Here is a 20,794-nt window from a genome sequence, read left to right on the forward strand (position 1 = left end):
CTGGTAACAAAATCAGCAATCCGCCCTGGGTCAAATTTCAATCGGCAGGGTGGGTCAATTTTCCATCAGCGCCAACAGCAGCCAGATCATCGCTGCCGATATACCACCGAAAATCGCCGGATAACTAAACCAGCGAAGCAAAAACCTCGACGCGCTGCCCATTGTGAACCCTCCATGCAGTTGGTTTCACTTTGAACTGTTCGCCCGCTATACGCTTGAACGAAGGAGCTAATAACTCGGGCTGTGGATACGCAAACAGCATCGGTAGAAGTATCCCGGTTGAAGTAAATGTCAGCTTTGTAGCCTCACATGACCGAGCGCTGAAGAGGGGTCGAGTCCGAACAGCGCACGAAAAGAACGTGAAAAATGGGCTGCGTCGGCAAATCCAGCGGCATGAGCGGCCGCTGTTAGATTATGTCCGATAGATACGAACTGCAGCGCCACAACCAGCCGACTCCATTTGCGATAGCTACGCAGCTGAAGTCCGGTTTGCTCGACAAACCAATGAGAGAACCGGGTGGGCGACAGATGCACAAGCGCGGCCAGTCGCACCCGATCATCTTGTCGCTCTTCCAGCGCCTGAAGCACAGCCCGCATACGCGGATCAGCCGCCTGCGGTGTTTTCAGGCCTAGTAGTCGCCTGACCTCCTCACGAACCAGCTGAGCAGATACCTCCGGCGTTTCAAGTAGCTGCTCGATGGCAGCCGTATTGTCTGCCGGGATCGAGACCAACTGGGCGGCCGATATACAGCTCATGGCACGGGCCTCTTCCGACAGCGCATCAAGGTAGATCGAAAGCACTTCAGTGCCTTCAATCTGGTGCAGTGTGCCAGCCTTTATGCAGATGGCCGGAGCAGTAAGCACCTGATTCAGACCTCGCACCGTCACTTGACCGCAAAGGCCAATGGTCACTTGGTGCGCCATATGGCTGTGCAGATCATGGCTGCCAGCATGCCCCAAGAAGATCCCCAGCCCTGGCGATACCCAGGCTTTTCCACGCCAGCAGACGCCCTCGGAAATGGCCATTTAAGCGCCTCAGGCCTTTGTGTCGTGCTGCTGTTCGATTTTGCGAATTTCGGCCTGAAAAGCCTCATCTAACAAGCTCGGCTTCTTGCGCCAAGGCTGGCGGTCAGGCTTGCGCTGGGCGGCGTACAACACAACTTCAGCTCCCGTGGTAGCGACAAAGCTTTGTGCTTGTCGCTCAAGTTCGGCCCTCAACTCGTCTTTGGTCATAGCGCTCCTAGGATGGTTGCTGGGGGAAATTCCATGTGAAAGGCGGTGATGCCATTGCTGGAAGTGCACCAGATCTTGCCATTGTGGGCCGCCACAATGGATCGAGTAATGGCCAAGCCAAGCCCGGCATTGCTCGGGCTGCCTTCACGGCGAGCCGGGTCTACTCGATAGAAACGGTCGAAGAGCTTATCCAGGTGCTCCGGCTTGATGGTTTCGCCTGGGTTCTCGACAATTAGAGTAACGGCACTTGCGGTCGACTTGATCGTTACCAATATCGTCTTCCCGGCAGTTGTATAGCGCAACGCATTGGACAACAGGTTCGAGATCGCCCGATCCAGCATCAGCTTGTCACCCAGCACGCTGCCAGAGCCGGTCACAACCAACTGGATGCCTTGCTCGTCCGCTAATAGGTGGTAGTACTCAATCAGCTTGGTGGCTACCTCGCTGAGCTCAATGCGCGATTGCTCGGGAATGATCAGGCCGTTGTCCGACTTAGCCAGGAACAGCATGTCATCGATCATTCGCGACATGCGTTTCAGATCGTCTAGGTTCGAGTAAAGATTCTCTTCATAGGCTTCGAGGTTACGTTTTTGGGTGAGTACCACCTCGGTGTGCGTCATCAGATTACTGAGTGGTGTGCGTAACTCATGGGCGATATCGGCAGAAAAATTTGAGAGCCGAACAAATGCATCGTCGAGCCTGGCAAGCATCGCATTGAACGAAGTCACCAACTGCTGAAGCTCAAGAGGGACGGGCTCCAGTGGAATGCGCTCCTTCAGTGACCGCGCAGACATCGACGTCGCGACATGGGTCACCTGTCGCAGGGGTCTCAACCCACTACGCGCGACCACCCAGCCCAACGCAGCGCTGACCAGTGCGCTAATCACCAAGCCAATCCAGAACCACCGCTGCAACGTTTCAAAGAAATGCACATGGTTGGTCACATCAAGGATCAGCAAAGCCGTTAGAAACGCAGGTTGGTCAGGGGTTGATACCTGCGCGGTCATCCCTCGATACATGTGTCCATTTTCCTCCCACGCCCACATGCCGTGGTCAGGATTGAGGCGGTATTTCTCGGGAATATTGAAAGGCAGTGGCTCGGCAAAAAGCACGGTACCGTCGTTTGCAAGGATGATCGCCGCTAAATCGTGGTGAGCCCCTAACAGCGCTTTCAGCTGAGGCAGCACCTCTTCAAGGTCTGCATGGCTACGCGTATTACTCAGGATTTGCTGAGTCGATTCTAGCTTCTCGTCCAGCGTCTGCTGGTCAAGCATCATGAAGTGATGCCGGCTGAGCTCGTTGAAACTCAGGCCGGCCACCGTTAGGACTGCAATCACCGCAAACATGAACATCAAACTCATACGCGCGGTCAGTGACAGGTGCTTCATTCAGACTCCGGCGCATCAAGCATGTAGCCCATACCACGAGCGGTATGAATCAGTTTTAGCTCGAAATCATCGTCAATTTTCGCCCGCAAGCGTCGGATAGCCACTTCAATCACATTGGTGTCGCTGTCGAAATTCATGTCCCAGACCTGGGACGCGATCAACGACTTGGGAAGAACTTCGCCACGCCGACGCAGCAGTAATTCGAGCAGCGAGAACTCCTTTGCAGTCAGATCAATCCGCTTACCACTGCGCACGGCACGACGCTTAAGCAGATCAACTTCAAGATCGGCTATTTTCATTGTGGTCTGCGTCGGCGAACTATTGCCGCGGCGGAGCAATGTCCTGACGCGGGCTAACAACTCAGAAAAAGCGAAGGGCTTGACCAGGTAGTCGTCCGCCCCCAGCTCTAGACCTTTCACACGATCCTCGACACCGTCCCGCGCCGTCAGAAATAACACCGGGACATCCTTACCTGCAGCCCGAATCATCCGCAGCACTTCCCAGCCATCCAGGCCCGGCATCATCACGTCCAGAATCAACAGATCATAGGCCTCGCTCAGCGCATGCTGGAGTGCATCCGTTCCCGTCATAACGCGGTCGACGTTGAAGCCAGCCTCAGTGAGACCTTGTTGCAGGTAAGTGCCTGTTTTTGGCTCGTCTTCAGCGACCAGAAGTTTCATGCGGGCGGTTCCCAAATTTTGAGTGGCCTGAGTGTGCAGTCAAATCCCCCTCCCAACCAGAAGCTTACGAAAATGTAATCCTAGCTTCAGGCCTCTGTCAGGCGGCCCTGTCTAGGGTGCAAGCATGAGCACTAGGTTGTGCTCTTGGCCCTCTAATGAATAACAACAGAGGTGCCGGTCACTGCTTCAATTGAGGAGACTGCCCTATGAAACTGCTTAAACCTTTATTTCTGGTTGGTTCGCTCCTGCTTGCTTCAGCCGTTTGGGCAGAGGGCGGGAGTGACCGCGTCTTCGAGCGCATCGAGAGCATGCGAGACAAAGCCGAAGCGGTACTAATTCAGGCGGAAAAGGCTCCCGCCAGCGAGCGCCATGTGCATATGAAAGAGCACATGAAAATGCTCGACGAGATGATGAACCAGCTTCACAGCGAGCATCCTGCTCCCGGCATATCTACGGAAGAACATCTTGCGTGGATGGAGCGACACGACAAATTGGTCGACGACGTACTTGCGCAGATGATGCGTGAGCACAAGCTGATGATGGCCGATAAAGAGTGTCACCCATAAGAATTCCCATCTTCAAGGCCTTCATGATTGCTCCTTTGGCCTAGCGGCACCTCGACGGTGCCGCGTTTTTTTCAAGCTGACTAATTTGTAGTTTTGGGGTCAGCCCCCCGGCAGGAAACGGGGAATAGCATGAGATTTCCAACCACCTCAGTGAGGTCTCATCATGAAACGTTCACGCCCCCAGTTGTTGATCACGGCGCTGCTGTTCGCAGCTGCAACTCAGGCCTCGGCACAAACGCTTGGCCTTGAAAGCAACATTGGTCAGCCGGCCAAAGCAACCCCCGCTACACGTACAGTTTTCGTGAAAATGGATGACATCAGCTACGGCCAGAAGTCTATCGATGTGAAGCCTGGCGAAACCGTCCGCTTCGTGTTGAAGAACGAAGGGGCACTGATGCACGAATTCAATATCGGTAAAGCCGTATCGCAACTGGATCATCAACGCAAAATGGCTGCTTTGGTCAAGGACGGCACACTGACGCCAACAGGCAAAGCGAAGTCAATCGTCTGGCATGAACGGTCGGGCCTTGGAGACTCCAATCCACCTGGCATTCCTGAAGTCGTTGAAGCAATACATGATGACCCAAACGCCATCCTTGTTGAGCCCGGAACTACCAAGGAGTTTGTCTGGACCTTCAGCGACTCGGCCAACCTCAACTTCGCCTGCACCCTCCCTGGACATTATCAGGCCGGGATGGTCGGTGAATTCGTAATGCGCTGAGACAACAATCAGGTGCCCCCGGCCAATGCCGGGCCGCACCTGATTTCAGTGCATCTTTCAGATATGTAGTTTTCGCGTAAGCCAGCTGACAGCACCGCCTGATTAGCATTGATGTTGTTCCTAACAACTCCATTTTCCGAGATGCATTATGAAAGCCAAACTAACTTCATTTTTTCTCGCCACAACCCTGGTTTTCTCCGCCTCTGCTGCCATGGCTAACCCGAGCCATAGTAAAAGCGATATAGGCCAACCAGGAGACGCCAAGCAAGCTGATCGCATCATCGAAATCAAGATGGGCGATATCTATTTCGAGCCGAAGAGCATTGATATCAAAGCAGGAGAAACCGTCCGCTTCGTACTCAAGAATGAGGGCTCGCTACTGCATGAATTCAACCTGGGCATGGCAGCCGCACATGCAGCACATCAAAAAGAAATGGCCGCAATGTTTCAGAACGGCACGCTGTCTCCAACGGGCGCACAGGACATGAGCAACATGGATCATGCTATGGGCGGGATGAAGATGGTCGGCATGAAACACGACGATCCAAACAGCGTCTTGATCGAGCCGGGAGCCACTGAAGAACTGGTATGGACCTTTACTAAGGCAACGGGGCTTGAGTTCGCCTGCAACATCCCAGGCCATTACCAATCGGGGATGGTTGGTAAAGTGAACGTACGCTAATCATTGAGTTCGGATTGATATACGTCAATTGCTGGGACGCAGTAGAGACTATTATCATTTGCTGTCCCACCAATACTGCCTCAACTCAAACGAGGATCGAGCTATGGACCACTCCCACCACCCAGGCTCTGAATTGCCATTCTGGAAAAGCAAAACTGGCATTGCACTGATCATGTTGGCTGTCATCGCCGTTTTTTATGTGGCCCGCGAGCATTTTGGCCACATCTCCCAGGCACTGCCTTACTTGATTCTGCTGTTGTGCCCGCTGATGCACATGTTCGGCCACAACCATGGTGGGCATTCCCATCAGGATGGTGCTGATACTCCCAAGGACGACAACCGGAAGTAAGCCCTATGCACACCACATCGCGCCAACTTGACCATGAGCATTCCAAGCATCAGGAAGACCAGCATGGGAGTCAGCACGATCCGGTGTGCGGCATGGCCGTCAAGCCAGACAGCCCATTCAGTGAGAGCCACGAAGGTCAGACATACCGTTTCTGCAGCGCGAAATGCCAGGAGAAGTTCCGGGCAGCACCTACCAGCTATTCGAACCCGCCCAAGAGTACGGAACACCAGCATCATGAAGCTGCGCCTCCCTCATCAGGGGCCGCAGGGACGGCGGAGTACACCTGTCCTATGCATCCAGAAATACGCCAGCCAAAACCTGGCAATTGCCCCATCTGTGGCATGACCTTGGAGGCAGTGATTCCGGAGCTGGAGGAAGAGGAGAATTCAGAACTTAAAGATTTCTCCCGGCGATTCTGGTGGACACTCCCACTCACGATTATCGTGACGGTCTTGGCTATGGCCGGCCACTCATTAACGCTATTTCATGGCGCAACGCAGAACTGGGTAGAGCTTGCCTTGGCGACGCCTGTGACACTCTGGGGCGGCTGGGTATTCTTTGCCCGAGGCATCGACTCAGTCCGTCATCGCAGCCCAAATATGTGGACACTGATTGGCCTGGGTACAGCCGCAGCCTACCTCTACAGCGTTGCTGCGACCCTGGCCCCACAGCTGTTCCCCCAAGCTTTCTTCCAGGACGGGCGCATTGGTGTCTACTTCGAGGCTGCGGCGGTAATCATCTCCCTGACGTTGTTGGGCCAGATGCTCGAACTCAAGGCTCGTTCACAAACCTCAGCCGCAATCAAATCGCTATTGGGCCTGGCACCCAAAACCGCGCGGCGCATTAACCCTGACGGCCAGGAAGAAGATATTCCGTTGACCCATGTGCACCTGGGCGACCATCTGCGAGTACGTCCCGGCGAGAAAGTCCCAGTTGACGGCACCGTTCTCGAAGGCGAAAGCGCCGTCGACGAGGCCATGCTGACCGGCGAACCGCTACCGGTTACCAAGCGCGTTGGCGATACGCTGATCGGCGCAACCATGAATACCCACGGTAGCCTGGTAATGCAGGCGCAGAAGGTGGGGGCCGACACCATGTTGTCCCAAATCGTGCAGATGGTCGCCAGAGCACAGCGCTCCAAGGCCCCCATGCAGCGCATGGCCGATGCAGTCGCGGGCTATTTCGTACTCGGCGTGATCGCCATCGCGATCCTCACGTTCTTCGGCTGGGGCTTTTTCGGACCGGAGTCGGGCTGGGTATTCGGCCTGATCAACGCGGTTGCCGTACTAATCATTGCCTGCCCTTGCGCACTTGGCTTGGCGACCCCCATGTCGGTGATGGTCTCGACAGGCAAAGCTGCCACCAGTGGCGTCTTGTTCCGCGATGCCAGTGCCATAGAGAACCTGTGCAAGATCGATACGCTGATCGTCGACAAGACCGGCACGCTGACCGAGGGACGGCCTGTATTTCATAGCGCAGAGGGTAGCGGTCAGTTCGCGCCTAACGAGGTGCTGCGCTTTGCTGCAAGCCTCGATCAAGGCAGCGAGCATCCGCTGGCTCATGCAATCGTTGACCACGCCCGCGCCCAAGGCGTTGAGTTGGCCAAGCCGGATTCTTTCGAGTCGGGCTCAGGCATTGGTGTGCGTGGCCACGTGGACGGTCGACAACTGCAACTGGGTAATACTGCGCTGATGGAAGAGGCCGGAGTAGATGTCACCCCTCTGCGCAACCGTGCAGAGCAACTTCGACTGGAGGGCATCAGCATTATTTACTTGGCGGTAGATGGCGTACTGGCAGGGCTGCTGGCTGTCTCTGACCCGATCAAACCGAGCGCCAAGCAAGCAGTCATCCGACTTCAAGAGGTCGATGTGAAAGTCATCATGGCCACCGGTGATGGACTCACGACCGCAAGAGCTGTGGCCAAGGAACTGGGTATCGAAGAAGTCCATGGCGAGGTTAAACCCCAGGATAAGGAAAAGCTGGTGGCCGACCTGCAGAGCTACGGTCGCCGAGTGGCCATGGCTGGCGACGGCATCAACGATGCCCCCGCACTGGCCCGTGCCGATGTCGGTATCGCGATGGGAACCGGTACTGACGTGGCCATGAACAGTGCTCAGGTGACCTTGGTCAAAGGTGATCTGATGGGCATCTTACGGGCAAGAACCTTGTCCGTAGCCACGGTGAAAAACATGCGGCAGAACCTAGCCTTTGCCTTCATCTATAACGCCATGGGAATTCCACTCGCAGCAGGGGTTCTTTATCCCCTGACTGGCCACCTGCTGTCGCCCATGATTGCGGCACTGGCCATGAGCGTCAGTTCAGCATCGGTTGTATTCAACGCATTGAGGCTGCGGAAAACCCGCATCGACTGAAATGAACGTGAATCTAAAGCCAGTCGGCAGGTATCAGTAATTCCATCAATTCCGAAAGAACATCTACCAACGCTAAAAAACAAGCTTGACCTTACCATCGTGTCAAGGTCGATGCTCAGGTTACGGCATCTATGCCGCCTAACCAACGAGGTGATTTATGTTCGTTCTACAGGTATCAGGAATGGGTTGTGGCAGTTGCGTCAGCAAGATCACAAAGGCAATTCAGGCGGTAGATGACACCGCAAAAGTGGAGATTGACCGTGCTGCCGGCAAGGTATCGGTAGACAGCCAAGAACCCGCGGAATCTATCCGCAAGGTGATTCAAGACCTGGGTTATGCCGCGCAGGTCAGCGCGTAAGCGCCAACTGAGTGGTGATCGAGACACCCTCAATCCGAGCTTTTGCGAGCGCTGAGGTCATGGCTTCGGGGCCATGACCTCATTTGAACTCTTAATATCAGACCAGCACCGCTACCTGGGCCTCGATCAGAGTTTCCACGGCCGCGTAGAGGTCAATATCCGTTTGCTGAGTTTTGATCGACACCACCAGACTGTACCTCACGGTGTCGTCATATCGCTGCTGCTTAACGAGAGTTTTCCACCACCCCAGTGCGGGATAGATACCAAGCATTCCCCGACCCGCCAGTTCGGCTGCAGTGCCTCGCCAGATGTCCGAGTGGAGAGAACCGCGATGCCGTGTCTGAGTACCGAGCAGCCAGTTCGGATCTGAGCCGCCGCCCTGGTAACCACCTTCTTCCTCATCCCGTGCACGCTTGTTGATGCGCTGGCGGAACTGGTCACGGTCTTCGTTTGGGCGACTGACATCAAAGCGCAAGCCGTGCGACTCGTAGCGATAGCGCCCCTTGATACCGCGTTCGGCTATGCCAGGGTTTGGCTCTACGAAGTAGGAAAGGGTCACTCGCATTTCCACCTCGATGTTGCCTAGGTTGAGCAGTTCCTCCTGTGGCCAGGGAAGCAAGTGAAGATGCATGTCCCGCGCGGTGGGCGGCTTGGTGCCCTGCCTCATGAACGGCCTCAGATGATCCTCGACAATCATGGTCAAGGAGTCGCCGGCGCTCCACAGGGCACGACTCAGGTCTGGTACGCCAAAGCCGCAGTGCTTAACCAGATTTTCGTAGCCGGCCTTAGTGCCAGCAGCAAGGAAATCCTGTCGCATACGATCAGGCCACTCAGCCGAGTGCACGATTAGGGCTCGCACAGTTTCGGGCCAGAACTGTGGGTAGTTGGTGGAGACTTGTGCCGCCATACGAGCTGCCAGCGCGGATGCTGCGCTGGTGGCGCTGGTCGTCGTCAACAGCCGTCGCTCTGGTTCGTGGGCAGTGGTTACGAGGGATAGGCATGGCTCGGTGTAGGCTGTATGCCCATCTGTGGCCAGGTTGCCTCCCTCGAACACTACATCGGGTTTCAAGGGCCAGGCCGAGTTGGTCCAGGTCCCAGAAGTCGTGCTATATGGGCTGAGGCTGCCTGCGGCAGCGATCGGGCGCAATCCAGGATTGGGAGGGTCGATAGTGACTTTCTGGGTGTAAGCACCTACGCACAGCGCATTCCAGGCCTGTGCCGGGTCATGAATTCCGTCTGTGGTGGTGTTGTGCGGGTAGAGGGTGGCCTGGTTCTTGTCCGCATTACCGGCAGACACGACGATCAAACGAGGGTTGGCTCTCTCCCCCAATACGTCGGATGCGAGCTCATCAACTGCGGCTGACCATGCGGAAGGGCGGCCACGATCCCGGTAATCGAGACTGGTGATCGCCATGCTGTAGACCCGGCGCACTTCTGGCTTGGCAGTATCCGGTTGGGTTACAGCGTCGATCATCAGCGCGCCGTAGGGCTCCTTCTGATTTCCTTGGGCAGCGGGAAGCAGTTTCACCGACTCAAGGCGGTGCTCGATCGAAATGGGGCTTTGTCCACTAAGAGGGTCAAACAGATCACCATAAAGTGCGATTCCAGCTAGCTCTGTGCCATGACCCGTAGTGTCCGCGAGCCCCCAGTTGGCATCGACGGTATAGAGGTCATTCGCGTCAATGTGCTGAGCCAAGAGTGGGTGGCCCCGATTGACTCCGGTATCTAGGAGGCAGACGCGGATACTGTCGTCCCCTGCGGGGGTGGTTCGCTCAAGCAGGTTCTCGACCCATTCTCTTTGTTCTAGCGGCGCAAGAGCATCAAAAAACTCGGCGGTGTCCTTGGCTCTACGAATCTCGGCGACTTCGTTGAGCAGCAAGAGTGACCGAGTTATGGCTGCTCGTGAGGCGTAGACATTGAGGACTGTCCGCTCAGGAAACTTCAGCACTTTTTCGGATGTATGAAAGCCACATGCTTCGGCAACCGACTTAAAGCGGTTCAGCACTGCTTCACGGCCGTCCCTGATAGGCAGCCAGAATTCCCACCAAATAGTTTCGTTTTCATCTGGCGGCAACACTGCAGGATCATCGGTCCACAAGGCGTTGAAAGCTGCGACTCGGATTTCTTGGATTGGATTCAGGAGTGGAGCGTTGCGCGGACTCCCCTTGGAGGTCTCTACCTCCAGGTATTGCCTGACGAGGTTCTCAAAGGCTTTGAGCTGGCCATCTGGAACAAACACAGTGGCGAAGTCAGTATTCGTGGCGGGGTCATGACGCAGGTTCATAAGCTCGATGCGCTGAGCGCCTCGGGCAAGTCCTTCGAATGCAAGCGCGTAACCAGGCTCACTGCGAAATTCGATTTGCAGGCCGTACCCACCATCGGGCCTGTCCCCTTGTCGCATTTGCCTTTCAGATGCTTCGCGCTGCAGCTGCACTGCAGAGGCCATCTGACCGCTGACATGCTGGAGTTGAGCGAGTAGCTTCCCGCCATGAGCCCCTCGATTTGGCGTGGGGTAGCGAGGGTCTCGTGTTGCTGATGCTGTGGATCGGAACCGTTCGGGTAGTCCCTGTCCCTGGAGATGAAAGTGAGGCCGTTGTCCGTTGATCGATTCCGTCATCTAAATGCTCTACTACGTTAGGAGTGCCGCCTCCCGTGGAAAGTCTTCCGTTCTTCAAGGTGTCTTTCCACGTCCTTGACCGCCATCTCGGTACGATCATGAATGATCGTGTCCTTGATCGCGTCGTCTGCCGCCCTCGCCAGTTCTGCATGGCTGAGCCCCTCTGCGACCTTGCAGAGTTTGTCCCAGCTGCGAATCGACTTGGAAAAGTTCGCCAGTCGATTCTTGAGCACAGCCTTGGTCTGTTCCTGACTGGGCAGTCCGTATTCGACAACATCATCGAAGCGCCGGAACAAGGCGTAGTCAAGAATTTCAGGGTGGTTGGTAGCAGCGATGATCAGGCTATTGGACTGGTCCTGCTCAATCATTTGCAGAAAGCTGTTCAGGACGCGGCGGATTTCGCCCACGTCGTTGGCAAGGCCACGCTGGGAGCCGATGGCATCGAATTCGTCGAAGAAATATATGCCGCGTGTATCGCGAATGGCATCAAAAATCTGACGCAGCTTGGATGCGGTCTCACCCATGTACTTGGTGATGAGGCTATCAAGCCGGACGATGTACAGCGGAATCCCAAGCTCGCCGGCAAGCGCCGAGGCGGTCATGGTCTTGCCGGTACCGGGTGGCCCTACCAAAAGCAGCTTGCGGCGAGGTGAGAGGCCATGTGCGCGGATCTTCTCGAAGTTGCGCTGCTCATTGATGATTCTTCCAAGACGGCCATGAGTGGCCTCGTCCAGGATCATTTCCGAAAAGCGAGTCTTCGGAAGAGCTACTGACAGCAGGTTGCTCAGCTCGCCGCGCGGCTGGCCTATGGGCACCGGCTGCCCGGAAGGCAGACGATTTTTCTTGGCCGAATCAATTAGAGCCCGCAAATCTTCTGCAAGCTTCCCGTGCCCCTGCTTAGCCTCATGGGCCGCCATCTGCATAGCAACGGCAAAGAAATGCGTGTCATCTCCCTTGATATGCGAGCGCAGAAGCGCTTTCAGTTGTTCGCCGCTAGCCATGGTTATCTACCTTCCCGTAAGGGTTAGTTTAATCGTTAAGACCCGCTTCTGACCTTGAATACGTCAACTTTTATTCACACAAGCAATCAGTGTCTGGCCTGAGTTCAACGCAACTCATTTAACACCGCGGCCCTGCCAAGGGCGGTGGCCATCCAGCTGGGAAGGCTCGCACGGACCGAACCTAGGCTTTCCCACTCCACCTCCGCTAAGTGCCGCCGAAGTTTCTGGGCCGAATTTTCAGCCTGATCTTTGCCCACCCAGGCCATCGCCCTGAGCGCATCCCCGGCCGGCGTCGCACCCAAGGAGAACAGCCAGTAGGGCGCGTGCTGGAAGTAAATTGTCCGGGAGCCGACTACTAACCGCTTACTGCGCCCTGTGGTGAGGTACACCTCTTTAGTAGAAGCAGCTCGCGTCAACCCCATTGATCTCGCGGCCTGTGCGCCATCGAGCGAGATGCACTGCTTACCCTGAGCGGCGATTGATTTCGCCAATGACTCTGCCGACGGTGCCCTGGCCTGGTCTTTTTCACGCACCGGCGCAACGTAAATACCGCGCGCTATTCGCATCAGTTGCCCGGCTTTAGCCAAGCGACAAAACGCCTGATCAACCGCCGCACGACTACCAAGATGAAGAAACTCCTTGGGCGCAAGAACTCCACCCTCGCTTAGGGATTGGCTGCGTTCCAAGATCGCTTGCGGGATCGATCGCATATGAAAGCTCGGCTCATATCAATGTCAGATATTTGATTATACTTCTGACATTTGAGCAACAGCCGTTCGTCTTTTGTCGCCAGAGTTGGGCTAACCGGCTCTTTCTTACTGAGCTACAGGTATTCGAGGCTGCGCTGAACGTCACAACGGTGCGAAGGCTAAAGCGGCACAGGTGCTCGCGCATGTAGTACAGGTGCGAGCCAAGCAGCTGTCACCCAAAAGTTCTTAGCGTGCGGGCTCAGCCCAGAGTCTGATGCGGGTTGCGGCAGTGCCGACGGCAGTTCGAACTGGCGCGTCGTGAAATAAATCGCCCACATGCCTTGACCTTCCCACACGGGGAAGCTTGAAACTTCTCTTCAACAGAAACATTCAAGGGATATTTCAATGGCTTCCGTTGCCCAACAAGACGTCAATCCATCCATGGCCTCAGTCACTCGCCTGAGCCTGCCCGTCGAAGGTATGACGTGTGCATCGTGTGTCGGCCGTGTCGAGCGTGCGCTGAAAGAGGTTCCCGGCATGCAGACGGCTACGGTCAATCTGGCCACCGAGCGCGCCGACATAACCTTCACCAGCTTGGCCAGTCCGCAGGCGGCTGTGCGCGCCATCGAGAGTGCTGGCTACACCGTTCGCGAAGAGACCACCGAGCTCGCGATCGAGGACATGACCTGCGCTTCATGTGTGGGCAGGGTTGAGAAGACGCTCGCAAAAATCCCGGGCGTACTCGAAGCCACGGTCAACCTGACGACCGAGCGCGCGCGGGTGCGCCACCTTGCTGGGGTTGTCACCACGACCGACCTTGAAGCTGCAGTCGAACAGGCGGGTTACAAGTCCCGCCGCTTGTCCGTCGAAACGGCGACTGCTGGAGATCAGGACGCCGAGCGTCGTGAGAGCGAGGCACGGGCGCTGCGGCGCGATCTGTTTGTTGCATCCATCCTCACCTTGCCAGTCTTCATCCTTGAGATGGGCTCTCACCTCATTCCAGCCGTGCACCATTGGGTGATGGGGGGCCTGGGTCAGCAGACGAGCTGGTATATCCAGTTCGCGCTTGCCACCCTCGTTCTATTCGGTCCGGGCCTGCGCTTCTTCCGCAAGGGCGTACCGGCGTTGCTGCGTGTCGCCCCCGACATGAACTCGCTGGTCTCGCTCGGTACTGCGGCTGCATACGGCTATTCGGTGGTCGCGACCTTCATACCCAAAGTGCTTCCGCAAGGTACCGCCAACGTCTATTTTGAAGCCGCCGTGGTCATCGTGACCTTGATCCTGCTCGGACGAACGCTGGAAGCGCGCGCCAAGGGGCGAACGTCGCAGGCGATCAAGCGGCTAGTCGGACTTCAGGCCAAGACCGCGCGCGTCGAGCGCAACGGCGAGACGATCGAAATTGCCCTTGATCAAGTGGCGACAGGTGACGTCGTGCTCGTTCGTCCGGGCGAGAAGATTCCGGTCGACGGCGAGGTCGTCGAGGGCACCTCTTATGTCGACGAGAGCATGATCACCGGCGAGCCGGTGCCCGTGTCGAAGGGAGCGGGGGCAGAGGTCGTAGGCGGCACGATCAACAAGACGGGCGCTTTCAGTTTCCGCGTAACCAAGGTCGGCGCGAACACGATGCTCGCGCAGATCATCCGCCTCGTCGAAGAAGCGCAGGGTTCCAAGCTGCCGATACAGGCGCTGGTCGACAAGGTGACCATGTGGTTCGTCCCGGCCGTGATGGCGGCGGCCGCGCTGACTTTCCTGGTCTGGCTGATCTTCGGCCCAGACCCGGCGCTGACCTTCGCGCTCGTGAATGCGGTCGCGGTTCTCATCATCGCCTGCCCGTGTGCCATGGGGCTGGCCACGCCGACCTCGATCATGGTCGGTACTGGCCGCGCGGCCGAATTCGGCATTCTCTTCCGCAAGGGTGAAGCCTTGCAGGCGCTGCGCGATGTGAGCGTGGTCGCACTCGACAAGACCGGCACACTGACCAAAGGACGTCCCGAGCTGACCGACCTCATTCCCGCCGAGGGCTTCGAATACAACGAGGTTCTGGCTCTCGTTGCGGCGGTCGAGACTCGCTCAGAGCATCCGATCGCCGAAGCGATCGTCGCAGCCGCAAAGCAGCGGGACATCACCCTTTCACCCATTGAAGGCTTCGACGCAACACCAGGCTTCGGCGTGTCTGCCAAGGTCGCCGGTCGGACCGTCGCTGTCGGCGCGAACCGGTTCATGACGCAGCTCGGCCTTGACGTGTCGAGCTTCCTGCCGACCGCCCAGCGTCTTGGCGAGCAAGGCAAGAGCCCGCTCTATGCCGCGATCGACGGCCGCCTGGCGGCGATTATCGCGGTCGCCGATCCGATCAAGGAAACGACGCCCGCTGCGATCAAGGCGCTGCACGCGCTCGGGCTCAAAGTCGCGATGATCACGGGTGACAACGCTGCTACAGCCGCAGCGATCGCCAAGCAGCTCGACATCGATGAAGTCGCTGCCGAGGTCTTGCCCGACGGCAAGGTCGCAGCACTGAAGAAGTTCCGGATCAATGGGGCTCGGGTCGCCTTCGTGGGCGACGGTATCAACGACGCGCCGGCACTCGCAGAAGCGGACGTCGGGCTGGCCATCGGGACGGGAACCGATGTGGCGATCGAGGCAGCTGACGTAGTACTGATGTCGGGTGACCTGCGTGGCGTGCCGAACGCCATCGCGATCAGCCAGGCAACGATCCGCAACATCAAGCAAAACCTGTTCTGGGCCTTCGCCTACAACGCCGTGCTGATTCCGGTCGCGGCGGGCGCGCTCTACCCGGTAAACGGCACGCTGCTTTCGCCGATCTTCGCTGCTGCCGCGATGGCCTTCTCCAGTGTCTTCGTGCTCGGCAACGCGCTCCGACTCAAACGTTTCCGGGCACCTATGACGGTCGAAACCAGCACCGCGAACTCAGTAAACCTGGCGGTATCGACCAAGTCACGCCGGGTGTCCGAGCACTGATCTTGGCCCGAAGCACCTCTGCACTGAACACCAATACAGGTTAAGGAAGGAACTGCATGCCGAAACTTATTCACACGGAGATCCGGGTGACGGATATCAATATTTCACTGCGGTTCTACCAGCAAGCCTTTGGACTCAAGGAAACCCATCGCATTGAGTTTGACGATTTCTCCCTCGTCTATCTGCGCAATTTCGAGAGCGAGGCTGAAATCGAACTCACTTGGAGCAGCGGACAGGCCGAATACAGCCACGGCAGTTGTTACGGTCAGGTCGCGTTCGTCGTCGACGATCTGGGCCTGCATTTCAAACAGCTTTGCAACCTCGGTTTAAAGCCTGCACCCATCAAGGAATTTAAAAAAGGAGGCGAGCTGCTGGCCCGCTCCTTTTTTATTCAGGACCCCGACGGCTACAAAATCAAAGTTCTCCAGCGAGGCGGGCACTACCAGTAAAACCAAGTACCAGCAGTCCTGTGCCAGTAACGAAATGGAGATGAAAATAAGAGATAGTTGCAGGAGCTGAGCGCACCACGGTTACCTGAGCATCAAACGCGTGATTTAAGGCTTTTACCTCTTCCGCCAACGAGTGAAAGAGGTAACTCTCGGCCAGTGGCACCACGCCCTGCACATCCAAGGCATTATTTACCCACGCTGAAGCAGTCCCTCACAGACCCATTGCTTCAGCCAGGTAACAGCTCGCTGGGGAGCCTGCTCGCCGTGTTGACCCAATAAGTCCTCGCACAGCGAAGCGAATGAGCCGCCATCGGCAAGCAACCGCAAAGCCGAAGCTTCACCCGGCTCCAGAGTACGGTACTGGCACACCAACTCATGCCGCCAAACCAAGCAATCCAGGGGGGCGGATAGCGCAACGGCAGCAGGAATATCGGCCTCGGCCTTGGCAGCCACCCACATGCCCAAAGTGTTGTGCTGCAACTGCAACCAACGAACCGAGGGGATAAGGCACACCCGCAGATAGACCCAGTCATCGGCGGAAAAACTACCCATCACATCCAGCGACAGCGGTACTGCATCGGGTGCGTCGAAGGCCAGGGTAAAGGCCCACTCAAGTGTGGCGAGTTCCAGCATCGGAGAACGCTGTGGCTCGGCAATATAGCCACTGACGAACTCTGGCAGCTTTTCACCCAGCCAGCGCAAACTGAAATGTCTCGGCGGCCACGCACTGATGTAAGCCAATGCCAGCTGTTCGAATGATTCGTCACCCAACCAACGATGCAGCGCTGGAAAGTCTTCCCTCATGACTGAGAGAAGCCTGGCGCGATAGGCATTGTGGTAAATCATCAGGCCATCTGCAGCAGGCAGCGTATTGCTACCTTGAATCTGCACCAACAGCTCAGAAGGGATAACGCTATCGCCTGTGGCCAGGTAACGCTCCAGCGCTTCCTGCTGAGCACTCAGGCGCATGGTGCGGCAGCCCCTAGAACATTGGCGGAGATAGAGCGCGCCTTGAACAGCTCCGCTAATAGCTCGTCAAAGGGCGGGAAATGATCATCTCGCTCAATCAGGGTGGCAGTAGCACCCAAATAGCTCAGCGTTTTGCTATACAGAGTCCAAACCGGATCGGCAATCGGCTGATCATGGGTGTCGATGAGGTAGTGGCCGTAGTCGCTGTGGCCAGCTAGGTGGATCTGGCGAATTCGACCATGAGGCAACTCCATGATGAATTGCCAAGGGTCGAATCCCTGGTTACGTGAACTGACGTATACATTGTTCACATCAAGCAATATCTCGCAGCCCGTCAGGCTACTCAGCTCGGCCAGAAACTGGGACTCACTCATACACGAGGTTTTCCACTGCACGTAGGCCGACACGTTCTCAAGCACCAGGGGGCGCTGCAATACATCCTGAACCAGCCGAACCCTTGACGCGACATGCAGCAGGCTTTCCTGGGTGAATGGCAGCGGCAGCAGATCATGCAGGTGATGGGCACTACCCCGACTCCAACACAGATGATCAGCGACCCAACAGGGCTGAACTCGGTCGGCCAAGGTTTTCAATTGCCGCAAGTAGTCGGCGTCGATCTCATGAGGACCGCCAATCGACAAGGAAACCCCGTGCATAACCAGCGGATACTGCTCTTTGATCGCGTCGAGAAAATAGAGGGCTTTCCCCCCGCCGACCATGTAATTCTCGGAGATGATCTCGAACCAGTCGACTTCAGGACGTTGCTCCAAAATCTGCTGGTAATACTCGCTACGTAAGCCCAGGCCAAAACCCAGCGTGTTGCTTTTGCTCATTAGAACTCCGAGTCAAGGGAGTGACTTGCACTCCCTCGGATGGACTTACTCGCTGGTTTTACCACCGGCCTCATCGCACTTTTCTTGGGTCATCAAATTGAAACCCTGGCCTTTGCATTCCCCCTGGCCTTTGCAGGCATTCTTTGCAGTCATGCAATCGTTTTGGCCTTTGCAGCCATTCACACCAAAGCATTTGACTTCGGCTGTTTTCGCGTCCTGAGCCGCTTGAACCGGCAGGGTGGCAAATAGGCTGGCGGCAACGAGTGCCAATGCAGCGCCGGTAGCAACGGTATTTTTCGTCGACATAGTGGCTATCTCTCTTGAGCGTTGTGTGGGGGTCAGGACTATTTAGCGCCACTGACCGGAAGAAGCTTAGGCATCGCTGCCAGGCATGCCATAAAACGAATCCGCGCAGGCTTCATAAACGGGCATGAGTAGACACTACAGAGGCCCGTGGAGACTCGACAAGAGAGAAGTAGCAACCTGACAGAACTGTAATGTTCAGCTCAGGTTTATGACAGGGCGCTCTGGTTAAGGTTACTTCGAGCCTGAAGCTCAATGCCTGATGCCGACCCACTCAGGGTCACCGGGCCAACTGAACTGAATCGAGGAACGCCCATATGAAATCAATTAAAACCCTGTTCGTGGTTATCGCGCTTACCGCCTCCTCTTTGGCGATGGCCGAAGGCGGTGCTGACCGGACTTTTGCTCGCATGGAACAGGCCAGCAAAGTATCGATGGAAGCCTATCAACTGGCCCAGCAAGAGAAAAAAGAGTCGCCGGTTGCAGGTAATAAAACCCAAACAGCCGACCACGCTAACTGCTAGTACACGGCCAACCTGACAGAAATGTAATCACTTAGCCGGTTGAGATATGGCAATTTCTCAAGCTCGCTGTCGAACCGATTTGAAAAATCACGGCAGTGGGCAAGGCTGATAGGGAAACCCTCCCAGGATGAAGCTGACAATCAACCTGAAGTTACGGTTGTTTACCCTGGTTCCTCTAACTGATTGGACATAACGGCATGCACTGCAAAACCTCAAGACGAACCTTCGTAAAAGGCCTGGCCGCCACCGGCATTCTCGGAGGCCTTGGCTTGTGGCGCACTCCCGTTTGGGCGGTGACCAGCCCAGGTCAGCCCAACGTATTGACTGGTACCGACTTCGACTTATTCATTGGTGAAACGCCAGTGAACATTACCGGAGCAGCCCGGACCGCGATGGCTATTAATGGGTCCATTCCAGGGCCAATTTTGCGCTGGCGGGAAGGCGATACCGTCACACTGCGTGTGAAAAACCGCTTGGCCGAAGACACCTCGATTCACTGGCACGGCATCATTTTGCCCGCGAACATGGATGGTGTGCCTGGCTTGAGCTTCCACGGCATCGCGCCCGATGGCATGTACGAGTACAAGTTCAAGGTCAATCAAAATGGTACTTACTGGTACCACAGCCACTCTGGGTTGCAGGAGCAGATTGGCGTTTACGGTGCCCTGGTCATCGATGCCAAGGAGCCTGAGCCGTTTAGCTATGACCGTGACTACGTGGTGATGCTGACTGACTGGACTGATGAAGACCCAACACGGTTATTGGCCAAGCTTAAAAAGCAGTCGGACTACTACAACCAGCACAAGCGCACCGTTGGCGACTTTATCAATGACGTGAGCGAGCAAGGTTGGTCGGCAGCGGTTGCTGATCGCAAGATGTGGGCCGAGATGAAGATGAGCCCCACTGATCTAGCCGACGTAAGTGCCTACACCTACACCTACCTGATGAATGGCCAGGCACCTAATGGGAACTGGACAGGTATTTTCAAACCGGGCGAAAAGCTCCGTTTGCGCTTCATTAACGGCTCGGCCATGACCTACTTCGACGTGCGCATTCCAGGCCTGAAGATGACGGTTGTTGCGGCCGATGGCCTGCACGTCAAGCCAGTCAGCGTTGATGAGCTGCGCATCGCCGTGGCCGAGACTTACGACGTGATTGTCGAACTCGCTGACCAAGAGGCTTACACCATTTTTGCCCAGTCCATGGATCGCACCGGCTATGCCCGCGGCACTCTGGCTACACGTGAAGGGTTGAGCGCTCCAGTACCCGAAACCGATCCTCGCCCCCTGATCGCCATGGGCGACATGGGTATGGATCACGGCAGCATGGCGGGCATGGACCACGGCAGCATGCAAGGCGGCATGAGCGGCATGGATCACAGCAAGATGGCCGGGATGGACGCTGGCGGAATGCAAGGTGATATGGCAGGTATGGACCACAGCAAGATGGCTGGCATGAGCCCTGGCACCATGCAGGGTGACATGGCCGGTATGGATCACAGCAAAATGACCGGCATGGACCATTCAGGTATGGCGGGTATGGGCGCAGCAATGCAATCGCATCCGGCCTCTGAAACCAATAACCCGCTGGTCGACATGCAAACCATGACTCCGACCCACAAGCTTAACGATCCAGGTATCGGCCTACGCGACAATGGTCGTCGCGTGCTGACCTATTCCGACTTGAAAAGCATCTTCCCCGACCCGGATGGCCGCGAACCCAGCCGAACCATTGAGCTGCACCTCACCGGGCACATGGAGAAATTTTCCTGGTCCTTCGACGGCATCAAGTTCTCGGATGCCGAGCCTTTGCGCCTTAAGTACGGCGAGCGTGTCCGCATCACGCTGGTCAACGACACCATGATGACTCACCCCATCCACCTTCACGGCATGTGGAGTGATCTGGAGGATGCGAACGGCAACTTCATGGTTCGTAAACACACCATCGACATGCCGCCAGGTTCCAAACGCAGTTATCGAGTGACTGCCGATGCATTGGGTCGCTGGGCCTACCACTGCCACCTACTACTCCACATGGAAATGGGCATGTTCCGTGAAGTTCGTGTGGATGAGTAAAGGAGATAT

The 20,794-nt window shown here is 56.4% G+C and carries 20 protein-coding genes; 10 read left to right on the top strand and 10 right to left on the bottom strand.

From position 1 onward, the window contains the following. Positions 1-291: 291 nt before the first annotated feature. From N1078_RS16440 to N1078_RS16455, 4 genes are read right to left on the bottom strand one after another with little or no spacing between them, the layout of a single operon-like run. Positions 292-1,026 carry a helix-turn-helix domain-containing protein gene (locus N1078_RS16440; protein ID WP_167143851.1) on the bottom strand — a complete coding sequence of 245 codons (735 nt, stop codon included), beginning with the start codon at positions 1,024-1,026 and terminating at the stop codon, positions 292-294. A gap of 9 nt (positions 1,027-1,035) precedes the next feature. Next, complete coding sequence (locus tag N1078_RS16445; RefSeq protein WP_167143854.1) at positions 1,036-1,233, bottom strand: hypothetical protein; 198 nt, start codon at positions 1,231-1,233, stop codon at positions 1,036-1,038. Next, positions 1,230-2,621: a heavy metal sensor histidine kinase gene (locus tag N1078_RS16450; protein ID WP_167143857.1), complete on the bottom strand. Its 1,392-nt coding sequence runs from the start codon at positions 2,619-2,621 to the stop codon at positions 1,230-1,232. Before N1078_RS16450 ends, N1078_RS16445 begins: the two co-directional genes overlap by 4 nt. Beyond that, complete coding sequence (locus tag N1078_RS16455; protein ID WP_167143860.1) at positions 2,618-3,301, bottom strand: heavy metal response regulator transcription factor; 684 nt, start codon at positions 3,299-3,301, stop codon at positions 2,618-2,620. The genes N1078_RS16450 and N1078_RS16455 overlap by 4 nt, the downstream gene beginning before the upstream one ends. Before the next feature lie 206 nt (positions 3,302-3,507). Here N1078_RS16455 and N1078_RS16460 point away from each other — a divergent pair, with 206 nt between their 5' ends. The 6 genes from N1078_RS16460 to N1078_RS16485 all read left to right on the top strand — a co-directional run bounded on the left by N1078_RS16460 (position 3,508) and on the right by N1078_RS16485 (position 8,349). Continuing rightward, positions 3,508-3,867, top strand: a complete 360-nt coding sequence (locus N1078_RS16460; RefSeq protein WP_167143863.1) for a co-regulatory protein PtrA N-terminal domain-containing protein — start codon at positions 3,508-3,510, stop codon at positions 3,865-3,867. A 163-nt stretch (positions 3,868-4,030) separates the two neighbouring features. Further along, the gene (locus N1078_RS16465) at positions 4,031-4,588 is read left to right on the top strand and encodes a cupredoxin domain-containing protein (RefSeq protein WP_167143866.1); all 558 of its coding nucleotides are present in this window, start codon (positions 4,031-4,033) and stop codon (positions 4,586-4,588) included. A 148-nt stretch (positions 4,589-4,736) separates the two neighbouring features. Next, a complete protein-coding gene (locus N1078_RS16470; RefSeq protein ID WP_167143869.1) occupies positions 4,737-5,270 on the top strand; it encodes a cupredoxin domain-containing protein in 534 nt (177 codons plus the stop codon). 103 nt (positions 5,271-5,373) lie between these two features. After that, positions 5,374-5,619, top strand: coding sequence for a DUF2933 domain-containing protein (locus tag N1078_RS16475; RefSeq protein WP_167143872.1), 246 nt, complete (start codon positions 5,374-5,376; stop codon positions 5,617-5,619). Positions 5,620-5,624: 5 nt separating this feature from the next. Further along, positions 5,625-7,991 (top strand): heavy metal translocating P-type ATPase, encoded by a 2,367-nt coding sequence (locus N1078_RS16480; RefSeq protein ID WP_167143875.1) that lies wholly within the window; start codon positions 5,625-5,627, stop codon positions 7,989-7,991. Between the two features lie 157 nt (positions 7,992-8,148). Next, positions 8,149-8,349 carry a heavy-metal-associated domain-containing protein gene (locus N1078_RS16485; RefSeq protein WP_167143878.1) on the top strand — a complete coding sequence of 67 codons (201 nt, stop codon included), beginning with the start codon at positions 8,149-8,151 and terminating at the stop codon, positions 8,347-8,349. Between the two features lie 97 nt (positions 8,350-8,446). On the opposite strand, the gene N1078_RS16490 is transcribed toward N1078_RS16485, so the two are convergent. From N1078_RS16490 to N1078_RS16500, 3 genes are all read right to left on the bottom strand, one after another. Beyond that, on the bottom strand, positions 8,447-10,795 hold the full coding sequence (locus N1078_RS16490) for a S8 family peptidase (protein ID WP_167143881.1): 2,349 nt from the start codon (positions 10,793-10,795) through the stop codon (positions 8,447-8,449). A gap of 188 nt (positions 10,796-10,983) precedes the next feature. Then, positions 10,984-11,967 (bottom strand): AAA family ATPase, encoded by a 984-nt coding sequence (locus tag N1078_RS16495; protein WP_274089231.1) that lies wholly within the window; start codon positions 11,965-11,967, stop codon positions 10,984-10,986. Between the two features lie 104 nt (positions 11,968-12,071). Further along, positions 12,072-12,677 (bottom strand): DUF6088 family protein, encoded by a 606-nt coding sequence (locus N1078_RS16500; RefSeq protein WP_167143887.1) that lies wholly within the window; start codon positions 12,675-12,677, stop codon positions 12,072-12,074. Positions 12,678-13,061: 384 nt separating this feature from the next. On the opposite strand from N1078_RS16500, the gene N1078_RS16505 reads away from it, so the two are divergent. Together N1078_RS16505 and N1078_RS16510 are read left to right on the top strand one after the other, a co-directional pair. After that, positions 13,062-15,632 carry a heavy metal translocating P-type ATPase gene (locus N1078_RS16505; protein ID WP_274089232.1) on the top strand — a complete coding sequence of 857 codons (2,571 nt, stop codon included), beginning with the start codon at positions 13,062-13,064 and terminating at the stop codon, positions 15,630-15,632. A gap of 56 nt (positions 15,633-15,688) precedes the next feature. Further along, complete coding sequence (locus N1078_RS16510; protein WP_274089233.1) at positions 15,689-16,081, top strand: VOC family protein; 393 nt, start codon at positions 15,689-15,691, stop codon at positions 16,079-16,081. A 189-nt stretch (positions 16,082-16,270) separates the two neighbouring features. Here the strand turns inward: N1078_RS16510 and N1078_RS16515 are convergent, their stop codons facing one another. The 3 genes from N1078_RS16515 to bufA2 are packed head-to-tail and all read right to left on the bottom strand — an operon-like array spanning position 16,271 to position 18,189. Further along, a complete protein-coding gene (locus N1078_RS16515; protein ID WP_167143896.1) occupies positions 16,271-17,050 on the bottom strand; it encodes an HvfC/BufC N-terminal domain-containing protein in 780 nt (259 codons plus the stop codon). Next, positions 17,041-17,883, bottom strand: a complete 843-nt coding sequence (gene bufB / locus N1078_RS16520) for an MNIO family bufferin maturase (RefSeq protein ID WP_167143899.1) — start codon at positions 17,881-17,883, stop codon at positions 17,041-17,043. Before bufB ends, N1078_RS16515 begins: the two co-directional genes overlap by 10 nt. A 45-nt stretch (positions 17,884-17,928) precedes the next feature. Then, complete coding sequence (gene bufA2, locus N1078_RS16525; protein WP_090250697.1) at positions 17,929-18,189, bottom strand: BufA2 family periplasmic bufferin-type metallophore; 261 nt, start codon at positions 18,187-18,189, stop codon at positions 17,929-17,931. A 314-nt stretch (positions 18,190-18,503) separates the two neighbouring features. Between bufA2 and N1078_RS16530 the strand changes: the two genes are divergently transcribed. Both N1078_RS16530 and N1078_RS16535 read left to right on the top strand, forming a co-directional pair. Beyond that, entirely contained in the window at positions 18,504-18,710 is a 207-nt protein-coding gene (locus N1078_RS16530; RefSeq protein ID WP_090250699.1) for a co-regulatory protein PtrA N-terminal domain-containing protein, read from the top strand. Between the two features lie 197 nt (positions 18,711-18,907). Further along, the gene (locus N1078_RS16535; protein ID WP_090250702.1) at positions 18,908-20,785 is read left to right on the top strand and encodes a copper resistance system multicopper oxidase; all 1,878 of its coding nucleotides are present in this window, start codon (positions 18,908-18,910) and stop codon (positions 20,783-20,785) included. The last annotated feature ends 9 nt before the right edge of the window (positions 20,786-20,794 follow it).

Source organism: Pseudomonas sp. MIL19 (assembly GCF_028680365.1).
GTDB lineage: Bacteria > Pseudomonadota > Gammaproteobacteria > Pseudomonadales > Pseudomonadaceae > Aquipseudomonas > Aquipseudomonas spirodelae.